The organism is Microbulbifer sp. YPW1, from assembly GCF_013367775.1.
GTDB lineage: Bacteria > Pseudomonadota > Gammaproteobacteria > Pseudomonadales > Cellvibrionaceae > Microbulbifer.
The window spans coordinates 4,269,264-4,291,784 of the sequence record NZ_CP055157.1 but is presented as its reverse complement, the minus strand read 5'-3'; the positions used below and the strand labels follow the sequence as shown (position 1 = coordinate 4,291,784).

The window sequence follows — 22,521 nt, the reverse complement described above, 5'->3', positions numbered from 1 at the left end:
AACGGTATATGTAGATATCGTATTACATAAGCCGGCTAGCTGGCTGACAATGGATTGGCGCGTGATAAGAATAAAAGGGTTGCGCAGGGAGTATGGCGACGGCGATGCCAAAGTGACGGCGCTGCGCGATGTTTCCCTGCATATTGAAAAGAATGAATTTGTCGCAGTGATGGGTTCGTCCGGGTCCGGCAAGTCGACCCTGATGAATATCCTGGGCTGTCTGGATCAGCAGACAGCCGGCCAGTACTGGCTCGACGGCCGCGAAGTTTCCAGTTTCGACGACGAATCCCTCTCCGCCATCCGCAATCGCCATATCGGCTTTATCTTCCAGACTTTCCACCTGTTACCGCGTCTTACCGCTCAGCAGAATGTCATGTTGCCGCTGCGATTTGCCGATGCCAGTGGCTCTGAGGATGCCGGTATACGCGCCGCCGAAATGCTTACCCGGGTGGGGCTCGGCCACCGTATTGACCATCGTCCCTTTGAAATGTCCGGTGGCCAGCGTCAGCGTGTGGCCATCGCACGGGCGCTGATCAATCGTCCCAAGGTCATTTTTGCCGACGAACCCACCGGCAACCTCGACAGCAAAACCTCCGAAGAAATTCTCGAACTGCTTTGCGCCCTGCACAGCGAAGGCCAGACCATTGTGATGGTGACCCACGAGCAGGAAGTGGCCAGCCGCGCACAGCGCATAATCCGGATGAGCGACGGCGAAGTGGTGGAGGATTCAAAATGTACCGTATAGCGCTGCTTGTACTGCTGTTCGCGGCAAACCCGGTGGTGGCCCTGCAAGCGCCGCTGCTGCTAAGCGGAGAGTTGCGGGCGGAAGAAAGCCAGTCGTTTATGTCGCCCATGACCGATAACTGGCGGGTGGAGGTGCAGTGGTTGATGCCAGAGGGGCAGGTGGCAAAGCCCGGCGAGATTGTCGCCGTGTTTGATGGCGCGACCATTCAGGGGGAAATCGATTCGGAAATGGTGGCCCTGGAAACCGCAGAGGAAAAGCTGAAGAAAGACGACAGTAAGTTCGAGCAGGATGTGCTGGAAAAAAAGTTTGCTCTCAAGCGCGCGGAGTTATTGCTGAAAAAGGCCGCTATCGATGCCGCGGTACCCGAGCAGTACCTGAGTGCCTACGAGTTCGAGTCCTACCAGGTGGCCAAGAAGGAAGCCGAGTCCGCGGTGCGCAAGGCGCGCAAGGAGTTGGCGCAGGCTGAGCTGACCCGCGAAGTGGCGGCGACAAAGCAGCGGGCCAAAATTGCCACTTCGCAGACCCGGCTCGAGCACAAGCGCGCACAGCTTGCGTCCATGTCCCTGCGTGCCGAGCGCTCTGGTCCGGTTCTGTACGGCAAACATCCCTGGACCGGTGAGCGGGTATTTGTGGGGATGACGGCCCAACCGGGTTGGTTGATTGCGGAAATCCCTTCCCTGAGCGACCTGTACGTTGAAGCCTGGCTGCATGAGGTGGACGCAGGCCGGGTACAAAGCGGGCAGGAAGCCGAGCTGGTATTTGATGCTTATCTGGAACGCCGTATTCCCACACGGCTTGCCGAAGTTTCTACGCAGCCGCAAAAACGACAGCAGTTGGGGCCGGGACTTTATTATCGCCTGGTATTCAAATTCATCGAAATGCCAGAGGTTGAACTACTGCCGGGCATGGGTGCGCGCATTGAATTTGCGGGGGCAGCCCAATGAGAAAGATGGCCGCGTTACTCACCTTACTGCTCACCGCCTGTTGTGGCGAGGAAATCACGGAAACAGCGCATCGGTCGGCGCGCACGTCGATACTGCCGATTGCAGGAGAGCTGGAATCGGCGCGCTCGGTCATGGTGGCGCCACCAGCGATCGACCGCATGTGGCAGTACAGCATCAAGCGCATGGTGCCCGAAAACAGTCAAGTAGCAGAGGGTGAGGTTGTGGTCGCGTTCGATGACAAGGCGGTGCGCGAGCGGCTGATCGAAAAGAAGTCCGAGCTCAAGCAGTGGCGCAGTGAGCTCAACAATACCCTACTCAAGGAAAAGCAGACCGCAAAAGACGATATTCTGGCGATCGAGGAAAAGCGCGCGGAATTCGAAAAGGCGGAGCGCCGAGCCAAGATCCTCGATCAGTCCATGTCGAGAATCGAACGGGAAAAAGCCGCAATTGATTTTGAAATTGCCCGCAACGACCTGACCCTGGCGCGCAAGCTCGCGGAAATGCACAAGCGCACGGGTGAGCTGCGTATCTCCATGGCCAGGCATAAGGTCGCGCGCTCCGAAGGGGAGGTGGCGGTGCTCGAGTCTGAAGTGGAAAAGCTCAAGGTTAAAGCGTCTATCTCGGGCCTGGTGCAGTACGTCGCCAACTGGAAGGGGGAAAAGCCCTCCGCGGGTGAATCGGTGCGATTTGGTCAGCCGGTGCTGCAGATCTCTGATCTCAGTCAGATGCGGGTACGCGCGCAGGCCGATGAGGTAGACAAGGCATACCTGAGTATCGGTACGGACGTAGCCGTGGCCATCGATGGTGCGGAAGCGGTTACCTTGCGCGGCGAGATTCTGGAGCTTGGAAGGGTGGTGCGCGACCGCGCCACAGGTGACCGGCGCCGGGTAGTCGATCTGCTGGTGGGGCTTGAGGAAACTGGAGGCTCGTCGTTGAAACCCGGCATGACGGCATCCCTGTCCCTTGGCGATCCCGCGGGGAAAAAGCTGGCGTCGGCGGAGGAGGTGCTGTGAAGTCAAAATCCTCGTTAAGTATCCTGCTTTTGTGTCTGTCCACGCTGCTTGGCGCCTGCGCAGAAAAGCAGTCGGAACCGCTGCTTTTCGAAGTTCAGTACGTCGAAAGGGTAGGGCTGGTGCCGGCGCGGGGTGAACTGCAGGCGGAGTCCGCCACCGCCATTCAGGCACCATCATCGGGGCCGCCGAAATTTATTGCCTGGCTTGCGCCGGAGTATTCGCTGGTGAAAAAGGGCGATGTGATCGCCCGTTTTGATGGCGAGTCGATGCGTCGACGCCAGAGCTACGCGAAAAGTGAGTTGACCCAGGCAGAAGAAGACCTGCGGGAAAAGCGTGGCCTGCTGGATACCGAGCAGGTGGCGATTCTCGCGGATATTGACCAGGTGGCGGTCGAGAAGGGCTTTGCCGAGCGTTTTTCCGTGGACGATGACCGACTCAAGTCGCGCTTGGAGATCCTGGAAGAGCAGCTGGATACCCGCTACCTGCAATCGAAACTGGATTACCTGGACTGGAAAAGCGAGCGCTTCGCGACCGGTGCCGAGGGCGAGCTGGCCGTGCTCGCAGTGGCACAACAAAAGCACAGCGCGCAGATAGGGCGTTTGCAGGAGGGGCTGTCAGAGCTGGAAATTGTGGCGCCCCACGATGGCATCTTGACCTATGCCGCCAACTGGCGCGGGGACAAACCCAAGGTGGGCGGTCAAGTTTGGCCGGGGCACAAGGTTGCCGACCTGCCGGATACCAGCGTGATGCAGGCAAAGCTGCAGGTAGCAGAGCGCGAGGCGATTGGTCTTGCGGAAGGGCAGGCGGTGAGCGTGTGGTTCGAGACGGATCCCGCAAAGCGCTTCGCCGCCAAAGTGAAAACTGTCAGCGCGGCGCCCTCGACCATCGAGCGGGGCAATCCTCAAAAGTACTATCAGGTAGTGGCGGCGTTTGATGAGCAGTTTCCCCGGCAATTCAAACTCGATCGCGACGTGCGTGCGCAGATTCAGGTGGTGGATGCCAGTCCGCGCCTGGAAATCCCGGCGCAGAGCCTGTTCCGGGATGGTGCGGGTGCCTTTGTCTATCTCTACCGCGATGGGCGCTTCCAGCGTCGCAATGTCACTACAGGGCAGGTGACCCCCACGCACATTGAAATCACCGAAGGCCTCGAGCCCGGTGAGCGGATTTCCCTCTACGAGGTATCTCCGGCAGGCCGGATGTCGCAGGAGGCAGATACATGAGCGCGCAAGACAACGCGGTAGGAGCGTTTGGCAGTTCCCGGTTTGCGCAGTTTGTTGCACTGTTCAAACTGTCCCGTGGCCGCGGTGCGCTGCTGACCAGTTTTCGTGAAGCGTTGGCAGAACTTTCCCAGCACAAGCTGCGTACCCTGTTGACTCTGCTGGGCATGATCTTTGGCGTCGGTGCGGTGATCGCCATGCTCAATATCGGCAAGGGCGCCGAGCGCGAAGCCCTGCGCATGATCGAGACAATGGGCCTCAACAACCTGATTGTGCAGGGGCCGGAGCTGGAGAAGGAGGAGCTGTTCGAACAGCGCAAGCAGTCCGCGGGTCTCAGCCTGCGCGACGGCGAGGCGGTGCTGGCTACCCTGAATTTTGTCGAGGCCTTCGCGGCCCAGAAATCCCTGGAAACCTACGCTCTTTATAGCCGTTTTGGAAAAAGCGAGGCCGCAGCTACCGGTGTCAGTCCCGCGTATTTCCGTATGTCTCCGTTTGAACTCGCTGCCGGTCGCTTGATTGAGCCCGAAGATGAGCAGTATTTCGCCCAGGTGGCGGTGCTGGGGGAGTCGGTAGCGCGGCAACTGTTCCCCGGGCGCTCTGCGCTGGGGGAGCGGATCAAGATCAATCAGCTCTGGTTTACCGTCGTCGGCGTGCTCGACTCGCCGTTTGTGGCAGGTTCTGAGTTTGAGGGGGTGCGTCTCGGCGCGGAGCAGGATCAGGTATTTATCCCCCTGTCCGCCGCGATGCAGCGCTTCCCCAGTGAGCCGCTCGCCGCGGAAGTGACCGAATTGAAATTCAGGCTGGTGGACGGCACCGATGCCGGTGAGGCGGCGCGGGCCATTGCCCACCTGCTCAATCGTCGTCACAACAGCGTCAAGGATTTCACCATGGTGGTACCGGCGGCACTGATGGCACAGAAGATGGAAACCCAGGCCATTTTCAATATCGTGATGTCCTGTGTTGCCGGCATTTCTTTGTTGGTCGGGGGCATCGGCATCATGAATATCATGCTCGCCACGGTACTAGAGCGCACCAGCGAAATTGGCCTGCTGCGCGCCGTAGGTGCAACGCGGCGGGATATCCGCAGTCAGTACCTGATTGAAAGCTTCACCATTGCCATTCTCGGCGGCTTGCTGGGTATTCTGTTCGGCGTGTTGCTGTCGGAAGTGATTGCGCTCTATGCGGGCTGGGCCGTGTCCTGGTCGCTGAGCGGGATACTGCTGTCATTCAGCGTATGTGCGGCCATCGGCCTGCTGTTCGGGGTGTATCCGGCAATCAAGGCTTCGCGCCTCAACCCTATCGATGCGCTGCAGAGTGATTGAGAATCCGACTGGACGGCAGGCGCAAGCGCCTGCGCGTTCTGGTTCGGCCTGCAGTCACGGCATATCGTCAAACAGCAGTTTGATGCCGGCACTCCATGACTGTCGCAGGCGGTTGAAGTAATCATCGTCCGCTTCGATCCGCTCCATGCTGAGTTCCAGCGCGTCATTGCGATACACGGCAATATCCAGCGGCATACCCACCGATAAATTCGAGTGCATAGTCGAGTCGAAGGAAATCAGGGCGCATTTTACCGCCTGGTTCAGGCCGGTATCGTAGTGGATGATCCGGTCCAGGATGGGTTTGCCGTATTTGCTCTCGCCAATCTGCAGGTAGGGGGTATCTTCGGTGGCCTCGATGAAGTTGCCCTCGGGGTAGATATGGAACAGGCGTGGCGCCTCGCCGCGAATCTGCCCGCCGAACAGGATGTGGCTGCCAAAGTCCACGCCGGCATTCTGCTGTCCCTGGGCATTGTGGGAAATGATCGACTTCACCTGTTCGCCGATGAGTTCCGCGGCGCGAAACAGGCTGCCGACGGTAAACAGGTTGTGCTCCTCATTCTCTTCAATCTGGATCTGCAGGCGGCTGATCAGGTTCTGGGACGTAGCGAGGTTGCCGGAGGTGAGCAGGGTAAAGCAGCGTTCCCCCGACTGCTGGAAAAGGTGCATTTTGCGAAAGCTGGCAACCTGGTCGACACCGGCGTTGGTGCGGGTGTCTGAGGCAAACACCAGCCCCTCGTTCAATCGCATGGCAATACAGTACGTCATGGCAATCCTGTGCGCGTGTTGTGCGCAGGAAAGGTAGCACCAGCCGGGGAACTTGTCATGAGTCTGCTCACTGCTGCGCCTGCTCTTCCATTGTGCGGCGATCCACCTGGTCTACCAGGGCATAGGCGCGCATGCTTTCCGCGCCGCCACCCCAGCGAATCCCGCGTACCGGAGACGCATCCAGGTAATCGATGCCGTGGGCCAGTTTCAGGTGGTGGTTGGTGGTCGAAAGCCCGTTGCTCACATCAAAGCTGTACCAGGCGTCTTCCACCCACGCCTCGGCCCAGGCGTGGCTGGCAATATGCTGGTCGTCTCCGGCGTGCACATAGCCACTGACATAGCGCGCGGGAATGCCCAGCCAGCGACAGCAGGCGATAAAAATATGGCTGTGATCCTGGCATACCCCAAACCCCTGGGCGAAGGCGTCGGCCGCGCTGCTTTCGGCATGGGTCATACCGCTGCGGTAGGGGATGCGCTCCAGCAGCGCAGACATCAATTCAATCAGCTGGTGCCGGCCCGCTTGCGCCTGCGCGCTTGCCGGGCGAAAGCCCCGTGCGAATTCCCGCATCGCATCGCTGGGTTCGGTGAGCGGGGAGGTGCGCAAAAAAACCTCCGGGGGTATCCGGTTTTCACGTTCGGGTTGCTCGTCTTCACCGATCTCCGCGGTGCCCTGGGCGCGAATGGTGATGCCCTGGTGCGGCTGCTCCACGGTGCATACGTGCAGAATATTGCCGTAAGTGTCCAGGGTGCGGTGCACACTGCCCGGTGCGTCCAGGTGCCATTGCAGGATTTGCTGTCCGGCAGAGGCCTGGGGTGTCAGTCGCAGGTACTGGATACTGTGGGTGACTTCGGTGTCGTAGGTGAAGTCGGTGACATGGTCAATGCTGAGCTTCATGCGCCCTCCCAGTAACTGCGGTGAATCTCGTCGCCGATGGCGTGAATACGCCGCAGCAGGTCGTTCAGGTAGTCGTTCAGCCCGAAGCGGATGATGAAGTCCACCTCGCCATACTCCAGGCGTGCATGCAGTTCCGCGCACAGGCGTTTGGCTGCCTGGCCCTGGTCCCCCTCGATGGCAATCAGCTGGCTCATCAGCGCACCAATGCAGTAGCGCAGGGAGCGCGGCAGTTCCGCGGAGAGAATCAGCAGCTCGGTAACATTGCGGGTGGTGAGTCCGCCGGTGTATTTATCGTGGTAGGCCTCGTAGGCACCGAGGCTCTGTAGCAGGGCATTCCACTGGTAGAAGTCGATAGCGTGATTGCTGTTGTGCTGCGATTCCATCACCTCGAGTTTTACCCGCAGGATACGCGCGGTATTGTCCGCCCGTTCGATAAAGGTCCCCAGGCGCATGAAGTGGAAGACATTGTTATGCAGCATGGTGCCGTAGGCGGCGCCGCGGAATTCATGTGAGCGCTGCTTGATCCAGTCGATCAGGCTTTTCACCCCCTCGTGGTTGATGCCGCGCTGGCGGCGGTGGCGCAGCTCCAGCCAGGTTGCATTGATACTTTCCCAGGCCTCTGAGGAAAGTTTGTCGCGCACGCTGTGGGCGTTGTCGCGGGCGGATCGAATGCTGCTGAATATGGAGCCGTCATTGCTTTCGTCGTACAGGAAGAATTCCAGCAGTGCTTCGGCGTTCAACTGCGGATAGGTTTCGCGGAACTGATCCAGGCGGCCGGTGATGGTCAGCGGCGCCAGCAGTTCCTGTTGGCCGCCCTTGGAATTCGGCATCAGCGACATGTTGTGGCTGACATCCAGCAGGCGGGTGAGGTTTTCTGCCCGTTCCAGGCTGCGGGCCATCCAGTAAATACTGTTTGCGGTGCGGCTCAGCATGGGGCGCCCTCCAGTACCCAGGTGTCTTTGGTGCCGCCGCCCTGGGAAGAGTTGACCACCAGGGAGCCCTCGCGCAGGGCCACCCGGGTGAGGCCGCCGGGCACCAGTTTTATTTCATTGCCGCTCAACACAAATGGCCTCAGGTCGATATGTCGCGGTGCGATTCCCTCGTTCACCATGGTCGGGCAGGTGGACAGGCACAGGGTCGGTTGCGCGATGTAATTGGCCGGGTTGTTGCGCAGCAGCTGGCGGAAGGTGTCCAGTTCCTCTCGGTCTGCCTTGGGGCCGATCAGCATGCCGTAGCCGCCGGCGCCATGCACTTCCTTCACCACCAGTTCCTCCAAGTGCTCCAGCACATAGGCCAGATCCTCTTCCTTGCGGCATACACAGGTCGGCACATTGTTGAGAATGGGTTCCTCGTCCAGGTAAAAACGGATCATGTCCGGCACGTAGGGGTAAATGGATTTGTCATCGGCGACGCCGGTACCCAGGGCATTGGCGAGAATGACATTGCCGTCGCGGTAGGCGGTGAGCAGTCCCGGTACGCCGAGCATGGAGCTGGGGTCGAAGGCCAGTGGATCGAGAAACGCATCGTCGATGCGGCGGTAAATCACGTGCACCTGACGCGGGCCGGTAGTGGTGCGCATGTAAACACAGCCGTTGCGCACGAACAGGTCGGCGCCCTCCACCAGGGGGACGCCCATCTGCTGCGCGAGAAAGGCGTGCTCGAAAAAGGCGCTGTTGTAACGCCCCGGGGTGAGTACCACCACGCAAGGGTTGTCTGCATCGCTGGCACCCTGCAGGGTTTCCAGCAGCAGGTTGGGGTAGTGTTCTACCGGTGCCACGCTTTGTGCCAGAAACAGTTCCGGGAACAGGCGCATCATCATCTTGCGGTTCTCCAGCATGTAGGAAACGCCGGACGGGGTGCGCAGGTTGTCCTCCAGTACAAAGTACTCGCCATTGTTGTCGCGAATCAGGTCGACGCCGGTGATGGGGATGTAATTGTGCCCGGGCAGGTCGACGCCGAGCATTGCCACCTGGAACTGCTGGTTGGTCAGAACCTGGTCGGCGGGAATGATGCCCGCGCGGAGAATTTCCTGATCGTGGTAAATATCGTGCAGAAAGCGATTCAGGGCGGTAACCCGCTGGCGCAGCCCGAGCTCAAGGTGGGTCCACTCGGAGGCGGGAATGATGCGGGGGATCAGGTCGAAGGGGATCAGGCGTTCCGTACCTTCTTCTTCCCCGTAGACATTGAAGGTGATGCCGAATCGTCGGAACAGGGTATCGGCCTCGCGGCGTTTCTGTTCCAGGGTGGCGTCCGGCGTGTTCTCAAGCCACTGCAGGTAGGCCCGGTAGTGCTCGTGAACGCCGTCGCTACACAGCATCTCATCGTAGAGGTGGGGTGCAGGTTGTTCAATTGCCGTCATCCATGGGTCCCCGTTTTATTTTTTTGTTAATTTGCTCCCATAAATTTGCAAGCACCGTGCCAGTGCCTGTGAGCCAGAGCGGGGCGCGGCTTTGCCCAAAACTGGGGTGTGCCGATGAGGAGCCTGGGGAATATTCGGAATTTGGCCGGGAGAGCGGGCGGAAATGGGGCGACCGCGCGCGGAGTTGCGTCGCGGTGCCCCATAGAGGGGATGAATAAGGCGCAGGCGGTACTGGGCTAGCGGGACTGGACTTCCGGTTTTTGCGGTATTTCCGCCGTCGTCACCGGTACGGTCTTTATCCCATTGACCTTTTTCATCGCCAGCAGGCTGCCGAGAATGATCGCCATGCCCGCAAAATGGTAAACGGAGAAGGGTTCACCCAATACCAGTGCCGCCGCAATCAGGGTGATTACCGGGCCGGAGGTGCCGATTGCGCCGGTGCTGGCCGAGCCGATCTGTTGGATGGCTGCACTCATCATCAGTGACGGCACGACCGTGCACACGAAGGCGACCGTCAGCGCGTAGCCATAGACCGGCCACGGCTGATGGAGCCGGCCCCAGTCGGCCTGTACCGCAAAGTGCAATGCGATTGCCGCACTCGCTACCATCATCGCCAGCGCGGTAAATTGACGGCTGCCGAGCTGGCGGATCACACCCTCACTGAATGCCACATAGATGGAAAAGCTCAGTGCGCTGCCGAAGGTCAGCAGCGCGCCCCAGCTGATTGCATCCAGGTTGACCCAGGTCGGGGGCAGGGCGCCGGTGCTGAAATTCTGGTCCTGCCAGTAGATCAGCAAAATGCCCGCGTAGGCGCCCAGGATGCACAGCAGCTGCGGGATGGATATCCGCTTACCCAGAAAACACCAGCCCAGGAACAGCACCAGAGTGGGGTAGAGGTAGATGATCAGGCGCTCAAAGTTGGCGCTGATGTAGCGCAATCCCTGCAGGTCGAGATAGCTCGCCAGGTAATAGCTACAGAGCCCCAGGATCACCGTGAGCAGGAGATTGCGGCGGCTGACCGGGCGCCACGCCTGCTGTCGCTTCAGCAACATAAGGATTGCCACGTAAAACGGCAGCGCCAGTGCCATACGCAGCAGGATGAATGTCTCCACGTCCACGCCGTGGCGGTAGGCCAGCTTGATAAAGATGGCTTTGATGGAGAAGAGGGCAGCTGCGCCGAGGGCGAGCAGGAAGCCGTTAGTGTTCGTGGAGGATTGGGTATTTTCCATGGCCTTGTGCCTTACTACTTGATTGGCGCCTTAAGGCCGGAGGGTTTGACGAACAACCTGGGCCTTGCGGCGCGGCTGTTGTCGTTCGTGACTGGTGAAATTCAGGCAGGTGACAGCAGGCCGACGCGATGAGTGCGTAGCTTTAGCCAGACTGTTTTGACTGCCATTTGGGAGAGCATGAATCGCCTGCGGTTCATTCCGGGAGAAGCCACATTAAGCCATAAGGGTGGACGGTCGGTCTACTCGGTACCCGCTGAAGCGGGTAATTGCGGCGCAAGAAACTTCGCCCTTATTACCTGCTCTGGAGGGATGCTCTCACCAGAGGGAAATGGCGGGAAAATAATTTCTTCAAAGCGTGTTGAAATGGCCAAAAGCTGGTGCTAAAGTTCGCGTCCTCTGCAGCGGGGCCTGTCTTATTGAATGTTCCCAGTCTGCCAGTCTTTAGACCCGTAGCTCAGTTGGTTAGAGCGCTGCCTTGACATGGCAGAGGTCAGCAGTTCAAATCTGCTCGGGTCTACCAATTTCCCGTGAGTCTCCTCTAATGCGCTAGTTCTGCTAGGCTGATTTGACTCGCTTCGGGCTTCCAGCCCGCCATCACCATAAGTCATGCGGTCTTTCGTAGGGATCGCCACTGATAGATAAGGAAGTGCAATGCCTGTTGTCACCCTCCCTGACGGTTCCCGTCGCGAATTTTCCGATTCCGTATCCGTATTCGACGTTGCCAATGATATTGGTCCCGGCCTGGCAAAAGCTGCCCTGGCGGGTGTGGTCGACGGTAAGGAAGTGGATACCAGTTTTGTTATCGATCACGACGCGGAACTCGCCATCGTGACCGATCGCCAGCCGGAAGGGCTGGAAATTATCCGTCACTCCACCGCGCACCTGCTGGCCCAAGCCGTCAAGCAGCTGTACCCCGGTGCCCAGGTCACTATTGGCCCGGTGATCGAAGACGGCTTCTACTACGACTTCGCTTACGAGCGTCAGTTTACGCCGGAAGATCTCGAGAAGATCGAAAAGCGTATGGAAGAGCTGGCCAAGGAAGATATTCCGGTCAGTCGTCGTCTGCTGCCGCGGGATGACGCGGTCAAGTATTTCCGCGAACTGGGCGAGGAATACAAGGCGGAGATTATCGCCAGTATTCCCACCAATGAAGATATCTCCCTGTACCGTCAGGGCGACTTCGAAGACCTGTGTCGCGGTCCGCACGTGCCGTCTACCGGCAAGTTGAAGGCGTTCAAGCTGACCAAAGTGGCCGGTGCCTACTGGCGCGGCGATGCCAACAACGAAATGCTGACCCGTGTTTACGGTACCGCCTGGTCCAACAAGAAAGAACTCAAGGCGTACCTGCACCGCATCGCCGAGGCAGAGAAGCGCGATCACCGCAAGCTGGCGAAGAAGTTCGACCTGTTCCATATTCAGGAAGAAGCGCCGGGCATGGTGTTCTGGCACCCGAACGGCTGGACCGTGTACAGCACCGTTGAGCAGTACATGCGCGAGCGCCAGCGCGAGCGCGGCTATAAAGAGATCAAGACCCCGCAGCTGGTGGACTTCTCCCTGTGGCAGAAATCCGGTCACGCCGACAAGTTCGGCGACGACATGTTCACCCTGACCAGCGAAGAGCGTCAGTTTGCCATCAAGCCCATGAACTGCCCCTGTCACGTACAGGTGTTCAACCAGGGCCTGCGCAGCTACCGCGATCTGCCCCTGCGTCTGGCGGAGTTCGGCTCCTGTCACCGCAGTGAGCCTTCCGGTTCCCTGCACGGCCTGATGCGCGTGCGCGGCTTTGTGCAGGACGATGGCCATATCTTCTGTACCGAAGATCAGATCCAGTCCGAAGTATCCGAATTCATGGACCTGCTGCACGCGGTCTATAAAGACTTCGGCTTCGAAGAGGTGATCTACCGTCTTTCCACCCGTCCGGAACAGCGCGTCGGTTCCGACGAAAGCTGGGACAAGGCAGAAAAAGCACTGGCAGACGCGCTGAATGCAGCGGACCTGCCGTGGGAAGAGCTGCCGGGTGAGGGCGCCTTCTACGGGCCCAAGATCGAATTCTCCCTGAAGGACTGCCTCGGCCGTGTATGGCAGTGCGGTACCATTCAGGTGGACTTCTCCATGCCGGGCCGCCTGGACGCCCAGTATGTGGCGGAAGATGGTTCCCGTCAGACCCCGGTGATGCTGCACCGCGCGACCCTCGGGTCCTTCGAGCGCTTTATCGGTATCCTGATCGAGAACTACGAAGGGGCCTTCCCGACCTGGCTGGCTCCCCAGCAGGTGGCAGTGCTGAATATCACTGACCGACAGGCCGATTACTGTCGTGATCTCGAGTCCAAGCTGGGGGCCGAAGGCTTCCGTGCTGCAGCTGACTTGAGAAACGAGAAGATCGGCTTTAAAATCCGCGAGCACACGCTTCAGCGTGTTCCTTATTTGCTGGTGATCGGCGATAAGGAAGTGGAAAATCAGACGGTCGCCGTGCGGACACGTAGCGGTGAGGACCTCGGAACCATGACTTACGAGTCATTCCTTGAGCTCCTCAGCCAAGATGTGGATCGCCGCGGCCGTTCGTCTATTGAGAGTGCTAACGAGAGCGCTGACGCCTGAGCCATCTCATAGACATTTTTATAAATCATCGGAGACGAGTGTTATTAAACGAGATATGAAAGGAAAGTCCAAGAAGGCCCGTATCAATGATCAGATCGAGGCGTCGCAACTGCGACTGATTGGTGCGGATGGTGAACAGGTAGGTATTGTTTCTCTGGAAGAGGCGCTGGAAGAAGCGCAGAAAGCCAGCCTGGATCTCGTTGAAATTGCCTCGGACTCCGATCCCATAGTCTGTAAGATCATGGACTACGGGAAGCACATTTTTGAGGCCAAAAAGGCCAAAAATGCGGCTAAAAAGAAACAAAAGCAGCAGCAGATCAAGGAAATGAAGTTCCGTCCCGGTACCGATATCGGCGACTACCAGATCAAGCTGCGCAACCTGACCCGCTTCCTGGAAGCCGGGGACAAGGCGAAGGTATCCCTGCGCTTCCGCGGCCGTGAAATGGCCCACCAGGAGCTGGGGATGGAAATGATGCAGCGCATCGAGAAAGATCTCGAGGAGCTGGGTACTGTGGAGCAGCGGCCAAAAATGGAAGGCCGTCAGATGATCATGGTCATCGCGCCCAGTAAAAAGAAAAAGTAAGGCGCAGGGGTAACCCTGCACCTTCTTTTCGGGAAGTGATCGGGCGACGGCTGCCTTCTCACTCCCGCACAGTCGCAGGCCCAGGCCTGTGGCCTATTAACAAAGCCCATTTATGGGCCATTATTCACTTTGGAGTACAAAATGCCGAAAGCAAAAGTACATTCTGGCGCTGCCAAGCGCTTCAAGAAGACCGCTTCGGGCTACAAGCACAAGCACGCTAACAAGAGCCACATCCTCACCAAGATGACCACCAAGCGTAAGCGTCAGCTGCGCGGCACCAACACTTTGAACAAGTCTGATGCCACCCTGGTCGATCGTATGTTGCGCGCCAAGTAATTGGCTGCACACGCAAAGTTTTAAGAGGATATTGATATGGCCCGTGTAAAACGTGGTGTAGTGGCGCGTCGTAGTCACAAGAAAATTCTGAAGCAGGCTAAAGGTTATTACGGTGCGCGTTCTCGCGTATTCCGCGTAGCCAAGCAGGCAGTCATCAAAGCTGGTCAGTACGCTTACCGCGACCGTCGCGTTAAGAAGCGTAACTTCCGCGCTCTGTGGATCACGCGTATCAACGCCCAGTCCCGCGCTGAAGGCCTGAGCTACAGCCGACTGATTGCCGGCCTGAAAAAGGCGGATATCGCTCTGGATCGCCGTGTTCTGGCTGATCTGGCGGTATACGATAAAGCCGCTTTTGCTGCCGTAGTTGAAAAAGCCAAGGCAGCCCTGGCAGCTTAATTAGCGCCTGCAGAATAAATCGGCCCGCAAGGGCGGATTTGTGCTTTAAGAATAGGGAAGGGCTGTTTGGCTCTTCCCTATTTTTTTATCAGCTTTTGCTAAAAATAATTCTGTCGCACCCGGTGTGTACTATCGATACCGGGGCGGCCAAAACTTCCAATTGTCACTCATCGATCAGAACGAGAAGGTTTCAATGCAAGAATTGCAGTCCCTCACCGAGCAGGCGCTGGCACTCGTAGAAGACGCCAGCGACCTCGCGGCTCTGGACCAGGTGCGGGTAGATTACCTGGGGAAAAAAGGTCAGATTACCGCGCTGCTGAAAAGCCTGGGCAAACTGTCTGCGGAAGAGCGCCCGGCAGCGGGGGCCAAAATCAACGAAGCCAAGCAGCAGGTGCAGGCAGCGATCAACAGCCGCCGCGAAGCGATGGAAAAAGCTGCCATCGAAGAAAAGCTGGCCAAAGAGACCATCGACGTCACCTTGCCCGGCCGCGGTGAAGATCAGGGCAGCATGCACCCGATCACCCGCACCCTGCGCCGCATTGAGGAAATCTTCCAGCGCCTCGGATTCTCCGTAGAGCAGGGGCCGGAAGTGGAAGGGGACTACTACAACTTTGAAGCCCTGAATATTCCCGCGCACCACCCCGCGCGCGCCATGCACGACACCTTCTATATCGATCCCTCCACGGTACTGCGCACGCACACCTCTTCCGTGCAGATCCGCACCATGGAGAAGACCAATCCGCCGCTGCGCATCATCTGCCCGGGCCGCGTGTACCGTTGTGATTCCGATGTCACCCACTCGCCGATGTTCCATCAGGTAGAAGGCCTGGTGATCGACGAGGGCGTGAGCTTTGCGCACCTGAAAGGCTGTATCGACCAGTTCCTGAAAGCGTTCTTTGAAGCGGATGTGCCGGTGCGTTTCCGCCCGTCCTACTTCCCGTTCACCGAGCCCTCCGCCGAAGCGGACATCCAGTGCACCAACTGTGGCGGCGAAGGCTGTCGCGTGTGCTCCGGCACCGGCTGGCTGGAAATCCTCGGTTGCGGCATGGTGCACCCGAACGTATTCGCCTCCTGCGATATCGACAGCGAAAAGTACTCCGGCTTTGCCTTCGGCCTCGGGGTAGAGCGTATGGCCATGCTGCGCTACGGCGTGAACGACCTGCGCCTGTTCTTCGACAACGACCTGCGCTTCCTCAAGCAGTTCTAACGCGAATCCCATAGGTAGGAGCCTGCCTTGCAGGCGAACAGCGCAAAGCGCATAACAGAATTCAGAATTAGAGAACGATTATGAAATTCAGCAATGCCTGGTTGCGGGAGTGGGTAAACCCGGACCTGACAGCACAACAGCTGGCCGACCAGATCACCATGGCAGGCCTGGAAGTAGACGCCGTAGAGCCGGTCGCCGGTGCGTTTTCCGGTGTCGTGGTGGGCGAGATCATCGCCTGTGAACAGCACCCGGACGCCGACAAGCTGCGCGTGTGTCAGGTGAAGGGCCACCCGGAGGGCGACATGCAGGTCGTCTGCGGTGCGCCGAATGCCCGCGTCGGCATCAAGATTCCGTTTGCACTGGTCGGCGCCAAGCTGCCCGGTGATTTCAAAATCAAGAAAGCCAAGCTGCGCGGCGTCGAGAGCTTCGGCATGCTGTGCGCCCAGACCGAGCTGGAACTCGGCGACGATAGCGACGGCATCTGGGAACTGCCCAGCGACGCCCCCACCGGCACCGACCTGCGCGAATACCTGCTGCTGGACGACAGCGCCATCGAAGTGGACCTCACCCCGAACCGTTCCGACTGCCTCGGTGTGGCCGGTATTGCCCGCGAAGTGGGTGTGCTGAACCGCTGTGCCGTCACCGAGCCGGCCATTGAGCCCGTCGCACCGGTGATCGAAGAGAGCTTCCCGGTATCCCTGATGGCCGAAGACGCCTGTCCGCGCTACGTGGGCCGCGTGATCCGCAACATCAACATCGATGCGGAAACCCCGCTGTGGATGCAGGAGCGCCTGCGTCGCAGCGGCCTGCGCAGCATCGATCCGGTGGTGGATGTCACCAACTACGTGTTGCTGGAGCTGGGTCAGCCCATGCACGCCTTCGACCTCGCCAAACTGACCGGCGGCATCAAGGTGCGCATGGCAGAGCAGGGCGAAAAGCTCACCCTACTGGATGAGCAGGAAGTAGAGCTGAATGCCGATACCCTGCTGATTGCGGACGAGAAGGGCCCGCTGGCCATCGCCGGTGTGATGGGCGGCCTGGATTCCTCCGTCACCGATGCCACCAAAGACATCTTCCTGGAGAGCGCCTTCTTCAGCCCGCTGGCCATCGCCGGCAAGGCCCGTTCCTACGGCCTGCACACGGATTCCTCCCACCGCTTCGAGCGCGGCGTGGACTACCGCCTGCAGGAAAAGGCCATCGAGCGCGCCACCCAGCTGCTGCTGGATATCGTTGGCGGTGAGCCGGGCCCGGTACACCTGCGCGAAGTGACTGAAGCCATGCCCGCAGAGCGCAGAATCAACCTGCGTCGCGCGCGCGTACAAACCGGTCTCGGTATTGATATGCCGGACAGCGACATCGTCGAGATCATCACCCGTCTGGGCCTCGAAAAGCTATCTGAAGACGCCGAGGGCTGGACCTTCCTGGTGCCCAGCTTCCGCTTTGATATCGCCATCGAAGCCGACCTGCTGGAAGAGCTGGCGCGGGTATACGGCTACAACCGCATCCCCAGCGTGAGCATGAAAGCTTCCCTGGACATAGTGCCGCGCAACGAAGCCATCGTCGCCCAGTCACGCCTGGAGCAGACCCTGCTGGCGCGCGGCTACCAGGAAGCCATCACCTTCAGCTTTATCGATCGTGAAGCCTCCGCCAAATTCGATCCGGAAGTGGAGCCTGTGGCCCTGCAGAACCCGATCAGCGCGGAACTCTCCGTGATGCGCACCACCCTGATGGCAGGGCTGGTCAAGGCACTGCAGTACAACCTGAACCGCCAGCAGGATCGCCTGCGCCTGTTCGAGACCGGGCTGCGTTTCGTGCCCGCCGGGGAAGCCCTCAAGCAGGAGCGCATGATTGCGGGCCTGATCTACGGCACCCGCCAGCCGGAAGGCTGGACCGGCAACAAGGACCTGGTGGACTTCTACGATATCAAGGCCGATGTAGAGGCGCTGCTGGCGCACTACGACGCCGATGCCGAATTCACCTTCGCGCCCGCCAAGCACCCCGCGCTGCACCCCGGCCAGTGTGCCCAGGTACTGCGTAACGGCGAACCGGTGGGAACACTGGGTGCACTGCATCCGCAGCTGCAGCAGGCGTTTGATTTGCCCAAGGCCGCGTTCCTGTTCGAGCTCAGCCTGGACGGATTGGGGCAGGCGGTAATCCCCGCATTTGCTCCGCTGTCCAAGTTCCCGGAAGTGCGCCGCGACCTCGCCATCCTGGCGGACGTTGAGACCCCGGTAGGCCAGTTGGCTGAATCGGCGGTCAAGGCTGCCGGCGAATATTTGACGGACTTCAACATTTTTGACGTCTATCAGGGCAAAGGCATTGATTTTAATAGAAAAAGTGTCGCCATGGGCTTGACCTTTCAGCATCCCTCGCGCACCCTTAATGACGAAGAAATCAATGCCGCTGTAGAAGCGGTTGTTTCTGAACTAGAACAAAAATACAACGCCAGCCTGCGCTAAACCGGTCCGCTCCGGGATACGCAAGTTGACGAGCGTATCCCGAGAGCGTCTGCCTCCGGGTTACAAGCCGCAGCGGTACCAGGCTTAAAAACCGGGAGTCGACGCCTCTGAATCTGTTGGGCAGGAACCAATGACAGAGGCACTGACCAAGGCCGGGCTCGCCGAGAAGTTGTACGAAGAGCTGGGTTTCAACAAGCGCGAAGCTAAAGAAATCGTCGAATATTTCTTCGAGGAAATCCGCAACGCCCTTGAAAATAACGAGCAGGTCAAGCTGTCGGGGTTTGGCAATTTCGACCTGCGTGACAAAAGCCAGCGTCCGGGAAGGAACCCAAAGACTGGTGAAGAAATCCCCATTTCCGCGAGAAGGGTAGTCACCTTCAAGCCGGGGCAAAAACTCAAGGCACGAGTAGAAGAAGATGCTGGAAGCGAGTCATAACAGCGAACTCCCGGTTATCCCGGGAAAACGCTATTTCACCATCGGTGAAGTGAGTGAGCTTTGTGCAGTCAAACCGCATGTACTGCGCTACTGGGAACAGGAATTCCCTCAGCTCAGCCCGGTAAAGCGTCGAGGAAACCGGCGTTATTACCAGCACCAGGATGTCATCCTCATCCGCCAGATCCGCGCACTCCTGTACGAAGAGGGCTACACCATCGGCGGCGCACGCCTGCAGATGGAAAGTGGCAGCTCCGAAAAAGTACAGACCGTACAGTTGCAACAGGTGATCCCACAGATGATTGCCGAGCTGGAAGGGGTGCTGGATTTGTTGGAAGTTGAAGCCTGAGTCATCCAGAGTCAAAAAGGCGCAAAACGGGCTTGCATTCCCTCCGTACTTCGGTATGATTTGCGCCTCATCGCCAAGCGATGCCCCTTATAAATCAAGCACTTACGTGATTTTCACCCAGCTTGATTTGCTCTTATCGGAGTGTAGCGCAGCCTGGTAGCGCACCACACTGGGGGTGTGGTGGTCGTCGGTTCAAATCCGGCCACTCCGACCATAAAACCGTTGAGAATCAACGACTTAGAAGCCCGCCAATTGAGCGGGCTTTTTTGTGTCTGAAATTTAAGTCCATATTAAGTCCAGGCATACGCCAACTCTGAAGTTACTTGCCCCTGACGAATGGCTACAGTTGGCGTTGAGTGGGAGCGTTTCAAATAGGTGCCCCAGCTGTGTATCAATTGGCTAAGTGTTTTTCTGGATGGCTCTGGAGGCTACCTTAGCCGCGACCACAGTAAACTTCTGCGTATCCTTGTCTACTTTGCAATCCACCAGCTTCCTGAAAATAGCGAAAGCTGAGCAGAGTAGTAATACTGCTATACCTAGGCGCTCTGCCCAAATAGATCTGCGCTCTAGGATCCTAGCAACACCACTCATAACCCCTTCTTCCCCATTGCGCGCAATCATAGGGTCAATGAAAAATGGGAACCCGAAATAAAGCACAAGAAAGCCAAAAATACCGAACAAAAACACCTTCCCTAGAGATCCCGTTGCCGCAGCACCAGCGGTATCTCTTAGAATTGATGCCCCCGGGCTCTTCCTTCTTCGATAATTCCTTTTCATAAGCTATTCCTATCCATATGTTTAAGGTTCGCTGTAGGGGAGCCAATGATGTGCGCAATTATTGCGAAGATTTGGTGGTGAGCTGGGATCGGCATAAAAAACTCATTGCGCAATGGCTACAGAGGGAGTGCACCGTTGACGCCTATGCATTCTCTTGTTCTTTGGGCTGCTCAACACCAATCTCTACCTCCTGGGAATGTTTTTTTATCCATGTATCAAAGGTAAGGGGTTGGGTTTCATCGACGTCGATAAATGGGTTGTTAATGTAGTCGCAGTATGATTGGGCTTTGGTCTGGTAGTTTTCGCCTGCCATAAAGTCAACTTCATATCTCTTTAACAGTTCGAAAACACCGTCTTTATATGGATCTGGAATTTTCCCATCTTTATATATTTGATATAGCAATACCCAGTACTGATCCCGCTCATACGCAGGCTTGCAAAGAAGCGTCATCGCAAAGTCAATAATATGTTGTTCGCTGGCTCCATTGGCATAAAGACACATCAACGCCATACAATCACGTGTTTTGTAGACTTCAGAATAAACTTCTACAGTGCAATTCAATCCATATTTGTTTAGGTAGTACAATGACCACGCCATGCCATCCGATCTATTTTTTTTGGCGTTCTCTAATGCTATCGCATTGAGCTGATTTTTGTAGTCTTCTGGAAGAATTGCATCGGAAGAAAGCATTTGATCAAGCATTGGAATCAGAACAGGATAGTGCCAAGCTAAATGAATGCTGTAATCTAGCAGTTGCTTAATTGTTTTTTCACTCGCCAGCCTTAATAAGTAGCTAACCGCGTACTTTACGACGCTTCCATCTGGAGTTGATTTATTTAATCTAACCGCTGTATCTAGAAAGGTAACAATTTCGTTATCAGTTATTTCTCGTATTCCATCTTTACCAACAAATCCTAGAGGTTGAGCAGCAGACAGCTCAGTAACCCATTGGTCACTCATCGGTTCCGGCAACTCTGCTATGTGCGTTTTGTGCAAGTTTATATCTAACTTGAATTTTCTTAGAGCGAGACCTAATGCCTGAATAAAAGATTGGGCCTTTTCGTGTGATTCACAGTAGCAGACGTAATCATCTATATATCTATGGAATTTATAGCCTGCATTTTTTAGGGTCCGGTCTACCGCGCTGAGTACAAGCTCTACAACAATTGTTGAAGTGCCAGGCCCGATAGCTATCCCCTGCGTTTCATTCCTTTTTGCTTTTCTTTGGAACTTGTCTAGTTCGTCAGACCAATGCTTGGGGCTGTTTTTAGCCAATTTCTCCTTTGCTTCCTCAAAACCTTGAACTGCCCAAGGAATTGAGTGCGTATATATACTATGAAAACAGCTTGATATATCTGTATGTACAACAAATCGCATTCCGAACCCATTCAATAGGGCTCGTTCTGTTCTATCGCATAAGCCTTCATAGTTCATAACCAGCATGCGACCATCCTGATGCTGATCTGGCTTAATTACACTGTGGTCATTATTGGCTATGTGTTCTATATCATCCCAATTCTCATAAATATTCTTTACAAGCAATGCATAAGCTTTAGGGTGGGGTAAGGCAAGCATTCTTGGAACGTTATTGTGTCGCGTCAACGAGTAGATAACCTGATCGTAGCCGAGGGCTATACGATTTACAGGCGCCTGCTTATTTGGCTCGTCAATTTTAACTAGAAGTTCGACAATTTCAGGAGTGAAGCTAGTGGTAGAAAAGCAAGGCGGCAACTCTCTTGCTCCCTCTTTCTGGTTTGGGAAATAGTTGTGCCTAGTTAGCGCTTCGTATAAGTGGCGTTTGCTGTCAGTTGGAGGGAGTAACACTTGTGAGGGCCTGTTCGATTGGTTTTATCATGCGATACTAAATTTAAGCGATATATTTCGGTGCCTGTCGAGTAACGCTGTACACTGTAGTATTTTTTTGAGCGTAGCAGGAGGGTATTTCCGGTGTGGGCTTAGCTTCTTGTAAGTTTTACTTTGCACGTTTTTCATCCCATGTTTCTAGTACGAAATGTGATAGCGTATGTGCTGAATGAATAGCTAGCCGTGCGTGACGAGGTTTGACATTGTAGAGCTTTCGGCCTTGCCCATGTGCAGAGCTGGCATGTGACCTGAAGGCTCCAATTCCGTCAACTACTGACAGAATTCCAGTTAGAATTTTTTTAAGGTCATTATCTTGCAAGAGATTCGGCTCAAAACCTAAATCTGATCTTACAACCTTCCAGACACTTTGTAAGTCTTGCTTATTTGGTTGAGGTAACTCTTCGTCCGCAATGTAAGTCTTAAAAATTGATTCAAGAATATTGCACGCAGCAGAAACGGCCTCTCTTGGCTCAGAAGTCACGTTTGCAAGTGCGCGATTAAATTCGGCATCAATGGCAGGAATATCTCTTCCCTTTATTAGTTGAGCCAGGGACTTACTTGGAGTTGAGCTACCATCGGAGATATACCCTCCAGAGATATAAGTTAAATTGCATTGGGTTAAAATAGAGTCAAGTTTGTCTTTAAACTCATTCTTGGGATCAAAGTTAGGTATTGGAGTTCCGAACTCGCCTATTTTTTCTTCCTGCCTGGGAGTTTCTATATAGCACTCCAGAAGCTTGCCAAGTATAGCCAGTGGATCGGGTGAGTCCTTATTAATTCGGCGTAGCCAAGCTTGAGTTTTTACTGGTTTTGAGCCTGGTGGGGGCTCGCCTGGAGCGTCAGCATACAGAAATAAATTATCTAAGCCTGCGTGAGTTTCTATGTCTGGTAAGTTTTCTGATAAAACAGCTATGATCGGTGCTGGTATTTCTTTTCTCATATAACCTGAAATCCAGATGGGGAAGGCTAGCACCAGCAGCAGAGGGGCGCTAACAGTATGCGTGCGTATGAATTGAAAGAATCCTTTGTT

21 protein-coding genes and 2 tRNA genes are annotated in these 22,521 nt (G+C 56.4%); 15 read left to right on the top strand and 8 right to left on the bottom strand.

Annotated elements, in window-relative coordinates; all coding sequences use genetic code 11:
* Window positions 1–61 precede the first annotated feature (61 nt).
* Genes HUW35_RS17445 through HUW35_RS17425 form a run of 5 tightly spaced genes read left to right on the top strand, consistent with a single transcriptional unit; the run spans window position 62 to window position 5,241 of the window.
* Window positions 62–745: an ABC transporter ATP-binding protein gene (locus HUW35_RS17445; protein ID WP_181253489.1), complete on the top strand. Its 684-nt coding sequence runs from the start codon at window positions 62–64 to the stop codon at window positions 743–745.
* A complete protein-coding gene (locus tag HUW35_RS17440) occupies window positions 733–1,689 on the top strand; it encodes an HlyD family secretion protein (protein WP_181253488.1) in 957 nt (318 codons plus the stop codon). Before HUW35_RS17445 ends, HUW35_RS17440 begins: the two co-directional genes overlap by 13 nt.
* The gene (locus HUW35_RS17435; RefSeq protein ID WP_181253487.1) at window positions 1,686–2,702 is read left to right on the top strand and encodes an HlyD family secretion protein; all 1,017 of its coding nucleotides are present in this window, start codon (window positions 1,686–1,688) and stop codon (window positions 2,700–2,702) included. The genes HUW35_RS17440 and HUW35_RS17435 overlap by 4 nt, the downstream gene beginning before the upstream one ends.
* The gene (locus HUW35_RS17430; protein ID WP_181253486.1) at window positions 2,699–3,922 is read left to right on the top strand and encodes an efflux RND transporter periplasmic adaptor subunit; all 1,224 of its coding nucleotides are present in this window, start codon (window positions 2,699–2,701) and stop codon (window positions 3,920–3,922) included. Before HUW35_RS17435 ends, HUW35_RS17430 begins: the two co-directional genes overlap by 4 nt.
* A complete protein-coding gene (locus tag HUW35_RS17425) occupies window positions 3,919–5,241 on the top strand; it encodes an ABC transporter permease (RefSeq protein WP_181253485.1) in 1,323 nt (440 codons plus the stop codon). Before HUW35_RS17430 ends, HUW35_RS17425 begins: the two co-directional genes overlap by 4 nt.
* A gap of 54 nt (window positions 5,242–5,295) precedes the next feature.
* Here the strand turns inward: HUW35_RS17425 and HUW35_RS17420 are convergent, their stop codons facing one another.
* The 5 genes from HUW35_RS17420 to HUW35_RS17400 form a co-directional block, all read right to left on the bottom strand.
* Window positions 5,296–6,006: a peptidase gene (locus HUW35_RS17420; protein ID WP_181253484.1), complete on the bottom strand. Its 711-nt coding sequence runs from the start codon at window positions 6,004–6,006 to the stop codon at window positions 5,296–5,298.
* A gap of 67 nt (window positions 6,007–6,073) precedes the next feature.
* Entirely contained in the window at window positions 6,074–6,901 is an 828-nt protein-coding gene (locus HUW35_RS17415; protein ID WP_181253483.1) for a transglutaminase family protein, read from the bottom strand.
* The gene (locus tag HUW35_RS17410) at window positions 6,898–7,833 is read right to left on the bottom strand and encodes an alpha-E domain-containing protein (protein WP_181253482.1); all 936 of its coding nucleotides are present in this window, start codon (window positions 7,831–7,833) and stop codon (window positions 6,898–6,900) included. The genes HUW35_RS17415 and HUW35_RS17410 overlap by 4 nt, the downstream gene beginning before the upstream one ends.
* Window positions 7,827–9,260 carry a circularly permuted type 2 ATP-grasp protein gene (locus tag HUW35_RS17405; protein ID WP_181253481.1) on the bottom strand — a complete coding sequence of 478 codons (1,434 nt, stop codon included), beginning with the start codon at window positions 9,258–9,260 and terminating at the stop codon, window positions 7,827–7,829. The genes HUW35_RS17410 and HUW35_RS17405 overlap by 7 nt, the downstream gene beginning before the upstream one ends.
* A 236-nt stretch (window positions 9,261–9,496) precedes the next feature.
* The gene (locus tag HUW35_RS17400) at window positions 9,497–10,489 is read right to left on the bottom strand and encodes a DMT family transporter (protein ID WP_066965008.1); all 993 of its coding nucleotides are present in this window, start codon (window positions 10,487–10,489) and stop codon (window positions 9,497–9,499) included.
* A 443-nt stretch (window positions 10,490–10,932) separates the two neighbouring features.
* On the opposite strand from HUW35_RS17400, the gene HUW35_RS17395 reads away from it, so the two are divergent.
* The 10 genes from HUW35_RS17395 (at window position 10,933) to HUW35_RS17350 (ending at window position 19,064) form a co-directional block, all read left to right on the top strand.
* Window positions 10,933–11,009, top strand: a tRNA-Val gene (locus tag HUW35_RS17395).
* 131 nt (window positions 11,010–11,140) lie between these two features.
* Window positions 11,141–13,087, top strand: a complete 1,947-nt coding sequence (gene thrS / locus HUW35_RS17390) for a threonine--tRNA ligase (RefSeq protein ID WP_181253480.1) — start codon at window positions 11,141–11,143, stop codon at window positions 13,085–13,087.
* 55 nt (window positions 13,088–13,142) lie between these two features.
* Window positions 13,143–13,670 carry a translation initiation factor IF-3 gene (infC, locus tag HUW35_RS17385; protein ID WP_078086019.1) on the top strand — a complete coding sequence of 176 codons (528 nt, stop codon included), beginning with the start codon at window positions 13,143–13,145 and terminating at the stop codon, window positions 13,668–13,670.
* 141 nt (window positions 13,671–13,811) lie between these two features.
* Window positions 13,812–14,006 (top strand): 50S ribosomal protein L35, encoded by a 195-nt coding sequence (gene rpmI, locus HUW35_RS17380; RefSeq protein WP_010131383.1) that lies wholly within the window; start codon window positions 13,812–13,814, stop codon window positions 14,004–14,006.
* Window positions 14,007–14,042: 36 nt separating this feature from the next.
* A complete protein-coding gene (gene rplT, locus HUW35_RS17375) occupies window positions 14,043–14,402 on the top strand; it encodes a 50S ribosomal protein L20 (RefSeq protein WP_010131381.1) in 360 nt (119 codons plus the stop codon).
* Between the two features lie 193 nt (window positions 14,403–14,595).
* On the top strand, window positions 14,596–15,609 hold the full coding sequence (gene pheS / locus HUW35_RS17370; RefSeq protein ID WP_181253479.1) for a phenylalanine--tRNA ligase subunit alpha: 1,014 nt from the start codon (window positions 14,596–14,598) through the stop codon (window positions 15,607–15,609).
* A gap of 80 nt (window positions 15,610–15,689) precedes the next feature.
* Complete coding sequence (gene pheT, locus HUW35_RS17365) at window positions 15,690–18,068, top strand: phenylalanine--tRNA ligase subunit beta (RefSeq protein WP_181253478.1); 2,379 nt, start codon at window positions 15,690–15,692, stop codon at window positions 18,066–18,068.
* Window positions 18,069–18,198: 130 nt separating this feature from the next.
* Window positions 18,199–18,504, top strand: a complete 306-nt coding sequence (gene ihfA / locus HUW35_RS17360) for an integration host factor subunit alpha (RefSeq protein WP_043315900.1) — start codon at window positions 18,199–18,201, stop codon at window positions 18,502–18,504.
* Window positions 18,485–18,850: a MerR family transcriptional regulator gene (locus HUW35_RS17355; protein ID WP_181253477.1), complete on the top strand. Its 366-nt coding sequence runs from the start codon at window positions 18,485–18,487 to the stop codon at window positions 18,848–18,850. The genes ihfA and HUW35_RS17355 overlap by 20 nt, the downstream gene beginning before the upstream one ends.
* A gap of 137 nt (window positions 18,851–18,987) precedes the next feature.
* Window positions 18,988–19,064 (top strand) — tRNA-Pro (locus tag HUW35_RS17350).
* 185 nt (window positions 19,065–19,249) lie between these two features.
* Here HUW35_RS17350 and HUW35_RS17345 read toward each other — a convergent pair.
* The 3 genes from HUW35_RS17345 to HUW35_RS17335 form a co-directional block, all read right to left on the bottom strand.
* A complete protein-coding gene (locus HUW35_RS17345) occupies window positions 19,250–19,627 on the bottom strand; it encodes a hypothetical protein (RefSeq protein ID WP_181253476.1) in 378 nt (125 codons plus the stop codon).
* Window positions 19,628–19,769: 142 nt separating this feature from the next.
* Window positions 19,770–21,452, bottom strand: coding sequence for an antiviral reverse transcriptase Drt4 (gene drt4 / locus HUW35_RS17340; RefSeq protein ID WP_181253475.1), 1,683 nt, complete (start codon window positions 21,450–21,452; stop codon window positions 19,770–19,772).
* A gap of 148 nt (window positions 21,453–21,600) precedes the next feature.
* Window positions 21,601–22,431 carry an abortive infection family protein gene (locus tag HUW35_RS17335; RefSeq protein WP_181253474.1) on the bottom strand — a complete coding sequence of 277 codons (831 nt, stop codon included), beginning with the start codon at window positions 22,429–22,431 and terminating at the stop codon, window positions 21,601–21,603.
* Window positions 22,432–22,521 lie beyond the last annotated feature (90 nt).